At 70.9% G+C, this 16,149-nt stretch carries 10 protein-coding genes; 4 read left to right on the forward strand and 6 right to left on the reverse strand.

Annotated features, from left to right (window positions below; all coding sequences use genetic code 11):
* Positions 1-2: 2 nt before the first annotated feature.
* From ACFVWW_RS03345 to ACFVWW_RS03370, 6 genes are all read right to left on the reverse strand, one after another.
* Positions 3-1,025 (reverse strand): LacI family DNA-binding transcriptional regulator, encoded by a 1,023-nt coding sequence (locus ACFVWW_RS03345; protein ID WP_384333474.1) that lies wholly within the window; start codon positions 1,023-1,025, stop codon positions 3-5.
* Positions 1,022-3,427 (reverse strand): glycoside hydrolase family 2 protein, encoded by a 2,406-nt coding sequence (locus tag ACFVWW_RS03350; protein WP_386875656.1) that lies wholly within the window; start codon positions 3,425-3,427, stop codon positions 1,022-1,024. Before ACFVWW_RS03350 ends, ACFVWW_RS03345 begins: the two co-directional genes overlap by 4 nt.
* A gap of 14 nt (positions 3,428-3,441) precedes the next feature.
* Positions 3,442-4,281, reverse strand: a complete 840-nt coding sequence (locus tag ACFVWW_RS03355; protein WP_386875658.1) for a carbohydrate ABC transporter permease — start codon at positions 4,279-4,281, stop codon at positions 3,442-3,444.
* A gap of 25 nt (positions 4,282-4,306) precedes the next feature.
* Positions 4,307-5,251, reverse strand: coding sequence for a carbohydrate ABC transporter permease (locus ACFVWW_RS03360; RefSeq protein ID WP_386875660.1), 945 nt, complete (start codon positions 5,249-5,251; stop codon positions 4,307-4,309).
* Positions 5,251-6,552 carry an ABC transporter substrate-binding protein gene (locus tag ACFVWW_RS03365; protein WP_386875662.1) on the reverse strand — a complete coding sequence of 434 codons (1,302 nt, stop codon included), beginning with the start codon at positions 6,550-6,552 and terminating at the stop codon, positions 5,251-5,253. The genes ACFVWW_RS03360 and ACFVWW_RS03365 overlap by 1 nt, the downstream gene beginning before the upstream one ends.
* Positions 6,553-6,798: 246 nt before the next feature.
* Positions 6,799-8,409, reverse strand: a complete 1,611-nt coding sequence (locus ACFVWW_RS03370) for an alkaline phosphatase D family protein (protein WP_386875664.1) — start codon at positions 8,407-8,409, stop codon at positions 6,799-6,801.
* A 465-nt stretch (positions 8,410-8,874) separates the two neighbouring features.
* On the opposite strand from ACFVWW_RS03370, the gene ACFVWW_RS03375 reads away from it, so the two are divergent.
* Genes ACFVWW_RS03375 through ACFVWW_RS03390 form a run of 4 tightly spaced genes read left to right on the forward strand, consistent with a single transcriptional unit; the run spans position 8,875 to position 16,145 of the window.
* Complete coding sequence (locus tag ACFVWW_RS03375) at positions 8,875-10,179, forward strand: ABC transporter substrate-binding protein (protein ID WP_386875666.1); 1,305 nt, start codon at positions 8,875-8,877, stop codon at positions 10,177-10,179.
* The gene (locus tag ACFVWW_RS03380; protein ID WP_384187597.1) at positions 10,176-11,099 is read left to right on the forward strand and encodes a carbohydrate ABC transporter permease; all 924 of its coding nucleotides are present in this window, start codon (positions 10,176-10,178) and stop codon (positions 11,097-11,099) included. Before ACFVWW_RS03375 ends, ACFVWW_RS03380 begins: the two co-directional genes overlap by 4 nt.
* Positions 11,096-11,935: a carbohydrate ABC transporter permease gene (locus ACFVWW_RS03385; RefSeq protein WP_384187595.1), complete on the forward strand. Its 840-nt coding sequence runs from the start codon at positions 11,096-11,098 to the stop codon at positions 11,933-11,935. Before ACFVWW_RS03380 ends, ACFVWW_RS03385 begins: the two co-directional genes overlap by 4 nt.
* 58 nt (positions 11,936-11,993) lie before the next feature.
* On the forward strand, positions 11,994-16,145 hold the full coding sequence (locus tag ACFVWW_RS03390) for a hypothetical protein (protein WP_386875669.1): 4,152 nt from the start codon (positions 11,994-11,996) through the stop codon (positions 16,143-16,145).
* Positions 16,146-16,149: the final 4 nt, after the last annotated feature.

Raw genomic sequence — 16,149 nt, forward strand, 5'->3', positions numbered from 1 at the left:
GGTCAGCGTGCGGGCGGTGCGGTGGAGCCGCGCGGGGTGAGGGCGGGGGTGCGGACCTGACGGGACGCGAGGCGTTCGCCGTTGAGGATCGCGAAGAGCGCGCGTGCCACCTCCGCGCCGAAGGCGTGGATGTCGTGGCTCATCGCGGAGAGCGTGGGATGGGTCAGTCTGCAGAGCTGGGAGTCGTCCCAGGCCAGCAGGGACAGGTCGTCGGGGACGCCGAGCCCCATCTCGGCGGCGACGGACAGTCCGGCGACCGCCATGAGGTCGTTGTCGTACAGCACGGCCGTGGGCCGGGTGGCGGAGGCCAGCAGCGTACGGGTGGCGCGGGCGCCGTCCTCGCCGGAGAAGTCCGTGGCCACCTGCCGTCCCCCGTCCAGGCCCAGTTCCGTCATCGCCGAGGCGAAGGCCGCCGTACGGATGGCGCTGTGGCCCAGGTCGGCGGAGCCGCCCACCCGGGCGATGTCGCGGTGCCCCAGCGCGGCGAGATAGCGCACCGCCTCCGTGACGGCCGTACCGTCGTCCGTCCACAGGGCGGCGAACGGACCGGTCAGCGAGGGATGGGCGACCGCGACGGCGGGGAGGCCGATCTGCCCGAGCGCGGAGACTCGGGGGTCGTCCACCCGGAGGTCGACCAGGACGGACCCGGCGATCTGGCCCGACTTCCACCAGTGCCGCTGGAGCTCGATCTCCTCGTCCACGTCACGTACCAGGCGCAGCAGCAGGGCGCTGGAACGTTCGGTGAGGACGCTCTCAATGCCGGAGATGAACTCCATGTAGAAGGGTTCGAGGCCGAGTTGCCTGGACGGCCGGCAGATGGCGAGTCCCACGGTGCCGGTCCCGGACTTCGCCAGCGAACGGGCCGAGAGGTTGGGTTCCCAGCCCATGCCACGGGCGGTTTCGAGGATATGGGCGCGGGTGGTCTCGGACACCCCGGGCTTGTTGTTGAAGGCCAGGGACACCGCGGCCTTCGACACCCCGGCCCGGGCGGCGACGTCCTTGATGGTCAGCCGTGTTCCGCTCATGCCGGCTCCACCGTGAAGAGGGCCGCGCGGACCGCCTCGGCGTCCGGGGTGTCCCAGCCGCGTACGGAGATGGTGACGCGCTCGCCGGGCAGCAGGGTCAGCAGGCCGTGGTCGGCGACGGCCGTGGGGGCGAGCCGGTCGGCCTGGAGCAGCAGGTCGCGCAGCAGGGTGCGGGCGGTCACCACGACATCGACCCGGTCACCGCGCTGGATGAGCTCCACGTCGTAGCGCGGCGCGGGATAGGCGAACTCGCGGTCGCGTACGGGGAAGTGCAGCGCGCGCAGGTCTCCGGCGTCGGCGACGAGGAACTCCTTGGCCGAGCCGGCGTCGGGCAGCAGGTCGTCGGGGACCGCGGCATGGGCGACGCTACGACCGGGGGCCGCGAGGTCCACGCGGGCCTCGGCGAGCACCTCGCCGTCGGCGGTCATCCGGCGCAGCCGTACGCCCGCCCGCCACGCGTCCGCGGCCTGGTTGACGGCGACGACGGCGGGGCCGCCGTCGCGGGTCTGCACGGTCAGCAGCCGGTCGGCGTACAGCCGCCGCAGCTCGAACCAGAGCGGTTTGAGCCGGGCGTCGCCGTCGACGGCCGCCCAGGAGGTCACCGGCCAGCAGTCGTTGAGCTGCCATACGACGGTGCCCGCGCACACCGGCCAGTGCGAGCGCCAGTGTTCCACTCCGGTGGCGACGGCGCGGGCCTGGTTGACCTGGGTGAGGTAGTGCCAGCGGTCGAAGTCCGGTGGGACCGCGAAGTGGTGGGCGAGGCCGCGGTCCAGTTTGCCGTTGCCGTCGGCGGCCTTCTGGTGGTGCAGGACGCCGGGCGAGCCGGGGGCCAGTTCCTCGCCGGGCAGCGCGCGGCGCAGTGTCGCGTACGCGGGCGGCGCCTGCCAGCCGAACTCGGCGACGAAGCGCGGCACATCGGTCAGGTAGTCGGTGTAGTCGGTGCGGTTCCACACCTCCCACGCGTGCGCGGTGCCGTGTGCCGGGTCGTTGGGGCGGTGGTCCCAGGAACCGGACCACGGGCTGCCCGGCCAGTACGGGCGGGTGGGGTCGGTCTCGGCGACGACGCGGGGCAGCAGGCCCAGGTAGTAGCCCTCTCCCCAGGAGTCTCCCGCGAGCGGCTCCTCCCACTGCCAGTCGCGGAAGCCCCACAGGTTCTCGTTGTTGCCGTTCCAGAGGACCAGCGAGGCGTGGGGCATGAGGCGGGTGACGTTCTCGCGGGCCTCGGCCTCGACCTCGGACCGCAGCGGCTGCTCCTCCGGGTAGGCGGCGCAGGCGAAGAGGAAGTCCTGCCAGACCATCAGGCCGAGTTCGTCGCAGACGTCGTAGAAGTCGTCGCTCTCGTAGAGGCCGCCGCCCCAGACGCGTACGAGATCGACGCCCGCCTCGGCGGCCTGTGTCAGGCGTTCGCGGTAGCGCCGGGGGGTGATACGGGAGGGGAAGACGTCGTCGGGGATCCAGTTGACACCGCGGGCGAAGATCCGCTCCCCGTTGACGACCAGGGTGAATCCGGTGCCGTGCTCGTCGGCGGAGGTGTCGAGTGCGACGGTCCGGAAGCCGACGCGGCGCGACCACTGGTCGAGCGCCGCCCCGCTCTCGTCGAGGAGGGTGACCTCGCAGTCGTACAGCGGCTGGTCGCCGTAGCCGCGCGGCCACCACAGGGCGGCGTCCGGCACGTCCGCCGTCACCGTGGCGCTCGTCCCGTCGAACCGTACGGATGTCGCGCGGTCCCCGATCCGTACCTCGGCGGTCAGCGGCCGTCCTGCCCCGGACGCGGTGCGTTCCACCTCCAGGCGGACCTCCACGCGGCCGGTGGCGCCGTCGACGGTGATCAGGGGACGGACCAGGGCGAGGCGGGCGGTGGACCAGTGCTCCAGCCGCACCGGCTTCCAGATACCGGCGGTGACCAGGGTCGGTCCCCAGTCCCAGCCGAAGGAGCAGGCCATCTTGCGGATGAACTGGAAGGGCTCCGGATAGGAGTTGGGCCGGTCGCCGAGCTGGGCGCGTACGGCTTCCGCCTCGGTGTACGCGGAGGTGAAGCGCACCGCGAGCGGGGCGCCGGCCTCGCCGAGCGGCCCGGTGACATCGAAGCGGTAGCCACGGTGCATATTGCGGGTGCGGCCGAGCGTCCGCTCGCCGAGGCTGATCTCGGCGACCGTGTCGAGCCCGTCGAAGACCAGGTCGGTGCGCTCGTGCGAGGTGGCGCGGGGCCCGAGCACGGTGTCGTACCGCCAGTCGCGGCGGCCCACCCAGGCCACCTCGGTCTCGTTCGCGCCGAGGAACGGGTCGGGAATGAGACCGGCGGCGAGCAGGTCGGTATGGACGCAGCCCGGCACCTGTGCGGGCACGGCGGCCGCTTCGTGCCGCAGCGTCCAGCCCTCGGTCAGGGGGGTGACGTCCTTCATATGCGGTGCTCCATTCACGATTTGACGGCCCCTTCGACCAGGGCGTTCTCCATACGGCGCTGGAGGGCGACATACACGGCGTAGACGGGGGCGAGGGTGATGAGGCAGGCGGAGGCGAGGATTCCGTACTGCACCATCGTCGCGGAGATGAGGGACGGCAGAGCGACCTGGACGGTGCGCAGGCCGGGGTCGGGGCCGAGGATGACGAGGCTGAAGAGGTACTCGTTCCAGAACCCCAGGAAGTTCAGGATCACGACCGTGACGACGCCGGGCGCGGACAGCGGGAGATAGATCCGCAGGAGCACGGTCCAGCGGCCGGCGCCGTCCATCATGGCGCTCTCCTCCAGCTCGGCCGGGATGGTGCGCAGGAACTGGGTGAGCAGGATGACCGAGAGCGGCAGCGCGGTGGCGGGCAGGAAGAGGATCAGGAACGCCTGGGTCTGGAACATCTCCAGCTGGATGGCGAGCAGCACCGTCGGCACCAGCGCGGCGAAGGCGGGGATCAGGAAGCCGAGCCCGAAGATCTTCTCCATGACGGCGGCGGTCCGGCCACCGCTGCGGGCGAGGCCGTAGGCGGCGGGGAACGCGAGGGCCAGGCTGATGGCTTCCGCACCCGCCGTGATCAGTACGGAGTTGCCCAGCGCGGGCCCGAGCGAGGCCAGGTCCCAGGCGCGGGCGAAGTTGCCGAACAGCCAGTTCTCCGGCAGGGAGAAGGGGTGGGCGAACACCTCCAGGTTGTCCTTGAGGGAGGTGGTCAGCAGGTAGTAGAGCGGCAGAAGCAGCAGCAGGGCGTACAGCCACGCCAGGACATGCCCGGCGAGCAGGCCCCTGCCTCCGCTGCGGCGGGACGTCATCACTGGTCCTCGTCTCCCGTCGTGGTCAGTAGTTCTGGCGGATCAGGCGGCGGATGACGACCATGCCCACGAGCCCGAGGGCGAACAGCAGCACACCGACGGCCTGGCTGTAGCCGACGTCCTGCTGGAGGAAGGCCCGCTGGTACATCAGATACGACAGCGTGGTGGACGAGGTGCCCGGGCCGCCCTTGGTCAGCATCAGCACGGTCGCGGAGGAGTTGAACAGCGTCCACAGGAACTGCAGCATCGTGGCGACGCCGACGAATCCCTTGCAGACCGGGAACGCCACCTGCCACATCCGCCGCCAGTGCCCGGCGCCGTCGATGGCGGCCGCTTCGTACACCGCGTCCGGCACACTCGCCAGCCGTGCCGCGAAGAGCACGGCGGTGTAGCCGATCCCGCTCCAGACGTCGACGAGGATGACCGAGGCCAGCGCCGTGGCGGGATCGGCCAGCCAGGGCGTGGTCGCCCCGTGCAGGCCCAGGCTGTCGAGCAGGCCGTTGACACCGCCCTCCGGGGCGAGCATGCCCATGAAGATCATCGCCTTGGCGGAGAGCGACAGCAGGCCCGGGGTGAAGCAGAGCACCCGCAGGGTCCGGTGTCCCGGCGGCTTGAGCTGGAGGTAGTAGCCCAGCATGAAGGCGAGCGGGATCATCAGCGGGAGGGAGACGGCGAGTTGTACGCCGGTGTTGCGCAGGGCCTCCCAGAAGACCGGGTCGTCGAACATCCGCCGGTAGTTGTCCAGTCCGGTGAACTCGTGCGGCGAGATCAGGCTGGCCCACGTGTTGAGGCTGATCACGAACATCGCGACGACCGGGCCGGCCATGAAGAGGCCGTACCAGACCAGCGCGGGCAGGGCGAAGACCGTCGGTCCCCAGCCGCGCCGGCGCGCGGTGCGACGGGGGGACGGGGCGGCGGGCGGGGTGTCGTCACGGGTCGCGCGCCCCGCGGTCGTGACCGCGGCGGACATCACTGGACCCCGGAGTAGGCCTGGTCCAGGGCAGCACAGATCTTCTTGGCGTCATTGCCCTTGCCGAAGGCCAGACCGGTGGCCTGGACCAGCGGGGTGTTCGCCGCGGCCGGTACGTACAGATCGGGCAGCAGCGCGTTCACCGACTTCTTCGGGACGTCGTTGACCGCGCTGTTGAGCAGCGGGTCGTCGCTCTTGCGGTGGGCCGCGTCGAGGCTGAGCGCCGGGTAGATGCTGGCGTCGGCGAGGAATTTCCCGGAGACGTCGGGCTGGTAGAAGTAGCTGATGAATTCCTTCACCGCGTCCTGCTTCTTGTCGCCGTTGGGGCTGATCCAGAAGCCGGTGCTGGTGTAGCCGAGGTAGGAGGTCGGCTTGGTGAAGGCGGCGCCCGAGGGCATTGGGAGACCGGCCAGTTCGGTGTTCTGCCGGATCTTCTCGGGGACCTCGGAGAAGGCCCATGAGCCCTGCGACATCATGGCGGCCTTGCCGGTGAAATACGTGCTCTGCATCGCGTCGAAGGTGAAGCCCTGCGCCTTGTCGATGAACACACCGGCGTCCCGCAGGGTGATGAAGAGGCCGATGCCCCTCATCGCCTTGTCGGAGGCGCAGAATCCGCCCTGGGTGTAGAGCTGTTCGGTCTCCTCGGGTGTGGAGTAGGACTGGGCGATCTGCGCGAAGAGCTTCTGGCCGCTCCAGTCGTTGCCGCCGACCGCCATCGGCTCGATGCCCGCCTCGCGCAACTTGTCCGCGGCGTCGATGAGTTCGTCGGTGGTGGCGGGGATCTTGCCGATGCCGGCCCGCTCGAGGAGATCGGTGTTGTACCAGACCGGCCAGGAGAACGCGGCGAAGGGGAAACCCATGACCTTGCCGTCGGCGTCCGTCCACTCCTTCAGGGCCTGTGGTTCGACCTTGGCCCGCAGGCCCCATGCGTCGAGGTACTGGTCGACGGGGACGGCGGCGCCGTTCTTGGTCCAGCCGAGCGTCTTGTCATAGACGTTGACGAAGACGACGTCGGCTTCCTTGCCCGCGGCGAGCGAGGTCTCGTAGGACTCGTCCAGGTCCTCGCCGGCCTCGACGATCTTGACCTTGATGCCGGTCTCGTCGGTGAAGGCGGCGGCCTCGTCGTAGAAGAGCTTTCCGCCCGGGGTGCCCTTCAGATACTGCGACAGCACGGTCAGCTGCCGCGGGTCGTTCTGCGCTCCATCGCCTCCCTTGCCACAGCCGCTCACCACGGCGATCAGGGAGAGGGCGCCGGCGAGCGCGGTGACGGTCCTGCGGGGTGCGGTCCGGTGCGAGGTCATGTGCCGTGGCCTCCAGTGAGTGCGGGCGGCCCTGACGCGGCCCGCTCGGCGTGGCGCTCAACGTAGACGCCGTTTCTCGGCCCTGTCCATAAACCGGTCCAGCCTTTTTTCGCCTGTGAGGCAACAACTCCTTCGCCTGATTACTTAACCTTTACTCAACTCATGGGCAATTCAGACAACGTTGTCCGAACCGCCGGAGCGCCGGTCCGTGCGGACCGGCACGTCCGACGCGTCCGGCTCCGGGAGTCAGGCGGGTTTCACGCCGGGCCGGCCCGCTTCGGTCACGAAGGAGGTGCGGGTCGAGACGGGGGCGCCGGGGGTGGTGACGTACGGGAGGACCCGGAAGTCGGCCCGGCAGGTCTCCGGCGTGAGTGAGCAGCGGACGTAGCCGCGCTGGTAGTTGGTGAACTTTATGTGCGAGTTGGCCGCGAGCAGGCTCGCCCCCGAGGGGTCGAGGTCCATGCCGTCCTTCCCGGTGGCGATGGAGGTGCCGACGAATTCGACGCCGACCGTGGGTGAGTCCGGGTCGTCGTAGTTCTGCTTGAGGTCAGCGGCGAGGTGGCGGTGCATATCACCCGTCAGAACTACGGGGTTGCGCACGTTACGGTCGCCGATCTGCTGGAACAGCCGCTGCCGCGAGGCCACGTAGCCGTCCCAGAAGTCCATGACGAAGGACTGTCCCGGGCCGGGGTCGGTGTCGACCTGGGCCACGGGAATCTGCTGGGGGATCAGGTTCCATGTCGCGTCGGACCGCCCGAGGCTGTTGTAGAGCCAGCGCTCCTGTTCCGCGCCGAGGAGGCTGCGGCCGGGTGACAGCCGTTCGTCACAGCCGCTCTTGATGCCGTCGCCGCAGGGCTGGTCGTCACGGAACAGGCGGGTGTCGAGGATATGGAACGTGGCCATCCGGCCGTAGCGCAGTCCACGGTACATCCGGGCTTCGAAGCCCCTCGGCTTGTTGGGCAGGCGCAGCGGGAGGTGTTCGTAGTACGCCTGGAAGGCCGCCGCGGCGCGTTCTCGGAAGACCGCCGGATCCCCGTCGGGTTCGGTGTCGACCTTCGAAATGTCGCGCGCCCAGTTGTCCTCGACCTCGTGGTCGTCCCAGACGACGGCCCACGGATGGGCCCGGTGGGCGGCGATGAGGTCGGGGTCGAAGCGGTGGAGGGCGTGCCGGTTCCGGTACTGGACCAGGTTCATCGGTTCGGGGCGCAGCTCGGCGGCCACGGGCACGTTCCGTACCCCGCCCATGGCGTCGATGGGGTTCTCGTAGATGTAGTCGCCGAGATGCAGGACGAGGTCGATGTCCTCCTCGGCGAGGTGCTGATAGGCGGTGTAGAAGCCTTCGAACCAGGCCTGGCAGGAGACGAAGGCGAAGTTCAGGGCCTTGGGGCGGCTGTACGGCGAGGGCGCGGTGCGGGTACGGCCGACGGGGCTGAGCACGCCGCCGGCGCGAAAGCGGTAGAAGTACTCCCGGCCGGGCTGCAGCCCCTTCACCTCGATGTGGACCGAGTGGGCGAGTTCGGCGACCGCGCGGGTCCACCCCCGGCGCACGACGTGCCGGAAGAGCTCGTCGGCCGCGACCTCCCAGAAGACCCCGACGGAGTGGGGCGGCATGCCGCCGGCGCCGTCGGGGTCGAGGGGGCGGGGTGCGAGGCGGGTCCACAGCACGAATCCGTCCGGCCACGGATCCCCGGACGCGATTCCCAGGGTGAAGGGGTCCTCACGGAAGCGCTCGTCGGCGCCGGCCCGGCCGGCCGAGAGCCCGCCCGCGGCGAGCGCCAGCGCGGCCGTCCCCGAGGCGGCGAGCATCGCGCGTCTGCCCACCCGTCCGGCGCCGCCGGTCCCACTGTTCCTACGCATGAATGCTGGTCCGTTCGTCGTGCGGGATCCCGCCTGGCCCGGTGGGATCGACGCGTGATTTAACGTCCGTTCATGTGGTAATCACACGGTGAATATCACATACGAATCCGGTGTCACAAGAGCACCCGCCGCTGGGGCCCCATGCTTGTCGCAGACGCCAGTATGGGCAGTTCAATCACGTTATGCGGTGGCGGATCACGCTTCTCGGTAACACCCTTGACACTCCTCGTAGCGGGCTCATAGTCTCCACGCCACAGAATTGGCGTGAGATTTCACATGCACCGTGGTCGTCTTCACGCCGGACGAGTGACGACGGGCGACCGCGGTGATGCGCCGTTGCGGCGCGTAGGGAGGACGTGCCCGTGTCCGGTCCCCCGGCAGCGGGCGCGCCCGCGCGTCGACGTGCCGCCCAGGGCTACCGCCGACGTGTCCGTGCCGCCCGCCGAAACACGAGGAGGACACACCATGACCACGGGTTCCCGCAGCCTGCCCGGCCAGGGCAGGGTCAGCCGCCGAGGGTTTCTCCGTATCGGCGGTGGCGTCGCCGCTGTCACCGCGCTGCCCCCGGTCCTCACGGCGTGCTCGGACTCGGGCGGCTCCGGCACGGTACGCATAGTCGGCGTCGCCGACCAGCAGAAGCCGATCGAGGAACTCCTGACCCTGTACCGCAAGAGCCATCCCGACGACCGCTTCACCACCTCCTTCGCCCCCACCGACCAGGTGCAGACCGTCGTACGCACCCAGCTGGCCGGCGGCAACGCACCCGATCTGCATGTGCTGTTCCCCGGCAGCGGCAGCGCGATGTCCATGGCCGAGCTGGCCGGGGCCGGGCTGCTCGCCGATCTCGGCGCGCAGGCGTGGACCCGCGACATACCGTCGAACTTCGACGCCGCGTACCGCCGCGAGGGCAAGACCTATCTGTACTCGGCGGGCAGCAGCGTCATCGGCGCGATCTACAACAAGAAGGTCTTCGCCAAGGCCGGCGTCCAGCCTCCGAGGACATGGGCCCAACTACTCGACGTCTGCGCCAGGCTGAAGGCCGAGGGCATCGTGCCGATCGCCCTCGGCGCGCAGACCCAGTGGGTCACCCAGCTGATCAGCTACGCCCTGGTCCCCAACGCCGTCTATGCCGCGAACCCCCGCTTCGACGAGGAGATGGCCGCGGGGAGCGCGACGTTCCGCGGCTCGGGCTGGGCCGACGCGCTGGGGAAATACCAGGAGCTGCAGCGCCGAGGCTTCTTCAACGACAACCCCAACGGCACCACCTTCGAACAGCAGACCTCGCTGGTCGCCACCGGAAAGGCGGCCATGGCCGTCCAGGTCTCCGCCGTCCTCGCCACCTTCCGCCAGGCCGCCGCCGGCCCCGACGACCTCGGCATGTTCCCCTTCCCCGGCGGTGACGACGCCGCGAAGCAGTGGATCCCGGCAGGCATCGTCGTCGGCCTCGGCGTCGCCGCGCATGCCAAGAACACCGCCGGGGCCAAGGCCTTCGTCGCATTCCTCGGACAGCAGGAGAACATCAACCGCTGGGCGACGGCCGTCTCCGCGATCCCGTTCAAGCGCGACGCGTCCACCGTGATCGATCCCGTGCTGGCGGACTTCCTGCCCGTCATCGACGGCAATCGCGCTGTCCCCTTCATGGACCAGCGCTGGCCCAACGCCGAGGTGCAGCCCGCCCACTTCGCGGCCGTACAGGACCTGCTCGCGGGCGAGACGGACGTCAACGGCGCGCTGGGGCGGATGGACGAGGCCTACGGAAAGAAATCGTGACCTCCCGGCCCGGGGAGGCGTCAGGAAACCGCCCGGCCCGGCTCCGCCGCGACCTCACCGTACCGCCGTGGATCTTCGTCGTACCCGCGCTCGTCGTGTACGCCGCCGTCGTTCTCTATCCCAGCCTCGCCGGGGTGGTCTACGCCTTCACCGACTGGTCCGGCGTCGGCGGCTTCTCCTTCGTCGGCCTGGACAACTTCCGCACGCTGCTGGACGACAACCGTGCCCTGGAATCGGTCGGCAATACTCTGACGCTCACTCTCGCGGTGGTCCTCGTCCAGAACGGCATCGGTCTGCTGCTCGCGCTCGGCGTCCAGGCGAACATCAGGTCCCGGTCGCTGCTGCGGGTGATCTTCTTCGCCCCCGCCGTCGTGAGCCCCGTCATGGTCGCGTTCCTGTGGAAGTACATCTACAACCCCGACAACGGCGCCGGCCTCAATGGCGTACTGGGAGCCGTCGGTCTCGGCGGGCTGCGGCAGGACTGGCTGGGCAATCCCTCGCTCGCCCTCTGGTCGGTCGCCGCGATGGTCGTGTGGCAGTACGCCGGCTACTCGATGGTCGTCTTCCTCGCCGGTCTCCAGGGCGTCCCCGCCGAACTCCACGAGGCCGCCCGGATCGACGGAGCCGGAGCATGGCAGCGCTTCCGCCATGTCACCTGGCCGCTCCTCGCCCCGGCGCTGACCATCAACCTGATGCTCTCGACCATCGGCGGCCTCAAACTCTTCGACCAGGTCTACGCCGCCACCAACGGCGGACCCGGTACCTCCAGCGAGACGCTGTCGACCGTGCTGTACAAGGAGGCGTTCGTCTACGGAAAGTTCGGCTACAGCACCGCCGTCGCCCTGGTCCTGGCGCTGTTCGTCGCCGCGGTCTCCCTGGTCCAGCTCCGCTATCTGCGCGCCAGGGAGGTCACCGCGTGAGCACCACCACAAGGCCGAAGCGAGGGTACGGGCAGTACGGCCTCGAACTGGTCATGACCGCCGCCGCGGCCGTCTTCCTGTTCCCGGTGTACGCCCTGGTCACCCTGGCGATGAAGGACCCGCGGCAGATCGCGGAGTCGCCCCTCTCACCACCCGATCCGCCCACCCTGGGCAACTTCGGCGACGCCTGGTCCTCCGCGTCCCTCGGACCCGCCCTGCTCAACAGCACGATCATCACCGTCGTCAGCCTGCTGCTGCTCATCGTCCTCGGCTCCACGGGCGCCTACTACCTGGCCCGCCGCGCCCGCGGACTCGGCTACGGGCTGTACATCCTGTTCCTGCTGGGCATCGTGCTGCCGTTCCAGCTCGGGATGGTCCCGCTGTACAAGCTCGTCGACGATCTCGGCTGGCTCGGCACCTACCACGGCATGGTCCTGTTCTACACGGGCATCCAACTCCCCTTCACCGTCTTCCTCTACACCGGATTCATCCGCGCCCTGCCGCCGGACTACGCGCAGGCCGCGCTCATCGACGGCTGCGACCACCGCCAGGCGTTCACCCGGATCGTCTTCCCGCTGCTGCGGCCCATCACCGGCACCGTGATCATCCTCAACGCGGTCTTCATCTGGAACGACTTCTTCACCCCGCTGCTGTATCTGGGCGGCTCCGGCAAAGAGACCGTCCCCGTACGGGTGTTCTCGTTCGTGGGCCAGTACGTCTCCGACTACGGCCTCGTGTTCGCCGGTCTCGTCCTGGCGGCCCTGCCCATCCTGGTGGTCTTCCTGCTCCTCCAGCGCTACGTGATCAAGGGCTTCGCGGGCGGGCTCAAGGGCTGAGAGCCGGCGCCCCGGCGGCGCCGTGGAACCCGCATCGACCGACGGAGACGACCGATCCATGACGTACACACCCGCCGGCGCGGGCGCCCTGCCCGCGAGCATCGCGGCGGTCCTGGCCGCACCGCCGCGCGCGTTCTCGCCCACCGCCCTCTGGTGGTGGAGCGGGGAGCGACTCGACCGCGCTCGGCTGCGGGCCCAGCTCGAACGCTTCGCGGAGGGCGGGGTGTTCAACCTCGTCCTGCTCAACCTCGCCCCGTCAGGACCGCTGTTCGGCTCCGACGCCGACGACCCCCCGTTTCTCTCCGAAGCCTGGTGGGCGCTGCTCGAAGGCGTGTGCGACGACGCGCGGGACCTCGGCGTCGGCCTCTGGTTCTACGACCAGCTCGGCTTCTCCGGCGCCGACCTCCAGGCGCGGCTGGTCGACGAACAGCCCGCCTACGCCGGCCGCCGGCTCGAACGCGTACGTGCCGTGGTCGACGGCGGCGGAGAGCTGCGCTGCCCCGCGCACGGCCGGCCCGTCGCGGGCCGGGCGGAACCGGTCGACGGGGAGGACCGGCCCGTCGGCCCCGCGATCCCGCTCGTCCCGTACGGCGGGGCCGTACGGGCACCGGGGCCCGGCCGATGGCGTCTGACGCTCCACCATCAGGTGGCCGTGGGCTTCGACTACCTGGGCGCGCGGGCGTGCGCGGCGCTGCTGGACCGGGTGCACGGGGAGTTCGAGCGGCGTCTCGGCGACCGGCTCGGGACCGTCGTCGTCGGTTCGTTCCAGGACGAACTGCCGGCCCTGCCGACCTGGTCGACGGAGTTCGCCGATGCCTTCCTTCGGCTGCGCGGCTACGACCTCACTCCGTGCCTCGACGCCCTGTACGAGGACAGCGCGCACCCGGACGCCCGGCGGGTACGGCACGACTACCACCTGACCCGCGCCGAACTCGCCGAGGAGGCGTTCTTCCGGCCCCTCGCCGCGTGGCACGAGCGGCACGGGCTGCTCATCGGCTGCGACCAGCAGGACCCCGCGCGGGCCGGACATCCCGTCGCCGGCGTCGCGTTGTACGCCGATTACGCCCGTACCCACCGCTGGTACTCCGCGCCGGGCTCCGACCACCACGGCGACGCCCGTATCCACTCCTCGCTGGCGCACCTGTACGGCCGGCCGCGCACCTGGATCGAGGCCTTCCACTCCACCGGCTGGGGCGGCACGCTGGAGGAGACGTTCGACTGGCTCCTGCCGTGGCTGCGGGCCGGCGCGACCCTCTACAACCCGCACGCCGTCTACTACACGACCAAAGGCGGCTGGTGGGAGTGGGCGCCGCCCGGCACCGACTGGCGCCAGCCCTACTGGCGGCACCACCGGGTCTTCGCCGACGCCGTGACCCGGCTGTGCGCGATCCTGAGCCTCGGTCACCATCTGTGCGACACCGCGGTTCTGCTGCCTACCACCACGGCGCAGACGGGCACCGCCCTCGACGGCGTCTGTGCCGAGGCGGCGGCGGCCCAGGCGACGTATCTCGCACTCGTCGGGGACATGGCCTGGTTCCGGACCCGTCCTGGTGTGCTCGACCGGCTGGGTCTCGACGCCGACGTGATCGACGACGCGTCCCTCGCCCGCTCGCGCGTCCGTGTCCGTGTCCGGGAGCCCGATGGCCACGATGATGTGCGGCTGAGCGTCGCGGACGAGGAGTACGCGACGATCCTGCTGTCCGCGTGCACGGTCCTCGAACGGGACACCGCACGCCGGCTCGTGGAGTTCGCCTCGGCGGGCGGAAGGGTGATCGCACTCGGCGCCCTTCCCGACCAGGTCGTCGGCCTGGACGGAGCCGACGGGACCGCCGCCCTGGACGAGCTGCGCGACGAGTTGCGCGCGTGCTTCGCCGATGGCCGGGCCGTCTTCGTACCCACGACGGACGACCTGGCGGCCGGTCTCGCGGATGCCCTGGCCGTGGCGCCGGGCGCGCCGTGCCCGGTCGTCCGGGCATCGGTCCCCGCGCTCGCGCGTCGGGTGGAGGACGCCACGGTGGTGTTCCTGACGGCGGCCTCCCCCCGCGCGACCCGGGCGGCGGTGGCCGCGCCCGACGAGCGGGGCGCCGCGCTCGGCTGGCTCGACGCCCGCTACGACTTCGACCCCGGCCGCTACGCGCGCGTCGCGCGGGTGCGGGTACGCGACGTCGAGGGCCCGGCCCTGCTGCTCGACCCCTTCGGCGGCGAACCCCGCGTCGTACCGGTCAGGACGGCCGATGACGACGCCCGGGCGGTGGATGTCGAGGTGCCTTTCGACACCGGTCCCGCCGCGGTACTGGTCTTTCCCGCCCGGACGCGGAAGGGGGCGGTAGCCGAGGCTCCCGGGCGTGAGGCGCCCGCGCCGCCCGGGCGCTCGGTCCCCACCACGATGGAGATCCCGGCGGACGCCGACTGGGACATGACCCTGGTCCCCACCCTCGACAACACCTGGGGCGACTTCGCGCGGCCCGCGACCGGCCCGCCGGCCGGCCCCGCCGAAACCGAGTGCCGTACGTTCGCGCACCGGGTGGAAGGGCCGGGCCAGGACGGCGTACGCGACGGATGGGCCGAGGCGGGCCGCGCCGACGCCGCCGCCCGGCCACCGGTCCACGCGACGTTCGGACCGCGCGCGATCGTGCTCGGCGCGGACGAGGAGGTTCGCTCGACCCTCGAATGGTCCGACACCCGGGGCATCCACAAGGACCCGGTCCACCGTGCCGTGCTGGGGCCCAAGGGTCATGTGCCGGAGGAGTTCGTGCACATCGGTCCGACGGGCGCCGGGACGGTCGCGCGCGTCCGGATCGAGCTGCTGCTCGGCCACGCCTTCGACGGGTTTCTCGCGGTCGGGGCGGCCGCGGCGAAGACGGTTCGGCTCGGCGGGGTGCCCGTCGCCCTGGACGACGGGGGCCATCTCGCCCTGGGTCCGGTCCGTGCGGACGCGGGCCGGCAGCTGCTCGAACTGGACCTGACCCCCGATCAGGACGTGGATCTGCGGGCGCACTGTGCGCTGGTCCGCGATCCGGAGCGGTTCCGGCGTCCGGAGTGGATTCTCGCGGCCGGCCCCCACGAGCCCGGTGGCCGGGCCACCGTCGGCACGACCCTGGCCCTGAAGGTGATCCCCACACGGGCGATCGTCCAGGTCGCCGCCCGCGGGGCGTGCGTCCTGCGCGTCAACGGGCAGATGGTCGGCAGGCAGGGCGGTTTCGATCCGTACGCCGACCACGCGGTGCCGCGCGTGCGGCGGCACGACATCGCGGCGGCCCTGCGCGCCGGGGACAACGACATCACGGTGGAGACGGCCGACGGCGACGATCCCGCCGTACTGGTGGACGCGGTCCTCTACGACGACAGCGCCGCCGTCCTGGCGACCGTGCACAGCGACGCCCTGTGGTGGGCCGAGCGCGTCGGCGAGCGGGTACCGGTCGTGGTGCGTCGCGAACCGGTGGGAGACCCGGCCGCCCTGTATCTGCGCCGCAGACCGCACCCGCTGCCCGGCGCCGCCTGGCTGGACCCGGACGCCGACGACGGCACCGTGGTACCGGTCGGATTCGCGGTCCCGGGAGGGCGGCCCGCGGTGGAGTGGTTCTGGTGTGAACTCCCGCCGGGAGCAACCCGGTTGACGGTGGACACACACGGCGACACGACCGTGTTCGTCGACGGCCATGAGCACGTCGCGACCACCGGCGCCGCCAGAGGCGCCGCCGCCCCGCGCACCGTGACCGTCGAGCTGCCCGCCGACGGCCCCTCCGGGTCGCGGACCGCCGCCCTGCGTGTGGAAACCCACCCGGGTCACCAGGGCGGCGCCGCCCTGGCCGGTCCCCTGCGCTGCGTGGTCGGCCCCGGCCGGACACGTGTCGGGGACTGGGAGACACGCGGCCTCGGCGAATACAGCGGCGGTGTGCGCTACAGCCGTGTGGTGACACTGCCCGCCGACGCCGCCGGGGGACGGGTGACTCTCGATCTCGGGCGGGTGCGCGGCACGGCGGAGGTGTGGGTCGACGGCGTCGCCGCCGGTGTACGGGTGTGCTCCCCGTACGTCTTCGATGTGACAGGACTGGCCGGGCCCGGATCCCACACGATCGCGATCAGCGTATTCGGCACGCTCGCGCCCCACCTGGACGCGACGAGCCCGACCCACTTCGTCTTCCCGGGCCAACGCGTCACCGGCCTGCTGGGGCCCGTCCGGCTGCATATGTACCCGGGCGGGTGGTGAAAAT

The sequence above is a fragment of the Streptomyces sp. NPDC058198 genome (assembly GCF_042882605.1).
Taxonomy (GTDB): Bacteria; Actinomycetota; Actinomycetes; order Streptomycetales; family Streptomycetaceae; genus Streptomyces.

Coding starts and splice junctions, on each gene's coding strand:
- ACFVWW_RS03390 (WP_386875669.1), top strand. CDS start 11,994: ATGACGTACACACCCGCCGGCGCGGGCGCCCTGCCCGCGAGCATCGCG.
- ACFVWW_RS03360 (WP_386875660.1), bottom strand. CDS start 5,251: ATGTCCGCCGCGGTCACGACCGCGGGGCGCGCGACCCGTGACGACACC.
- ACFVWW_RS03375 (WP_386875666.1), top strand. CDS start 8,875: ATGACCACGGGTTCCCGCAGCCTGCCCGGCCAGGGCAGGGTCAGCCGC.
- ACFVWW_RS03370 (WP_386875664.1), bottom strand. CDS start 8,409: ATGCGTAGGAACAGTGGGACCGGCGGCGCCGGACGGGTGGGCAGACGC.
- ACFVWW_RS03365 (WP_386875662.1), bottom strand. CDS start 6,552: ATGACCTCGCACCGGACCGCACCCCGCAGGACCGTCACCGCGCTCGCC.
- ACFVWW_RS03355 (WP_386875658.1), bottom strand. CDS start 4,281: ATGACGTCCCGCCGCAGCGGAGGCAGGGGCCTGCTCGCCGGGCATGTC.
- ACFVWW_RS03350 (WP_386875656.1), bottom strand. CDS start 3,427: ATGAAGGACGTCACCCCCCTGACCGAGGGCTGGACGCTGCGGCACGAA.
- ACFVWW_RS03345 (WP_384333474.1), bottom strand. CDS start 1,025: ATGAGCGGAACACGGCTGACCATCAAGGACGTCGCCGCCCGGGCCGGG.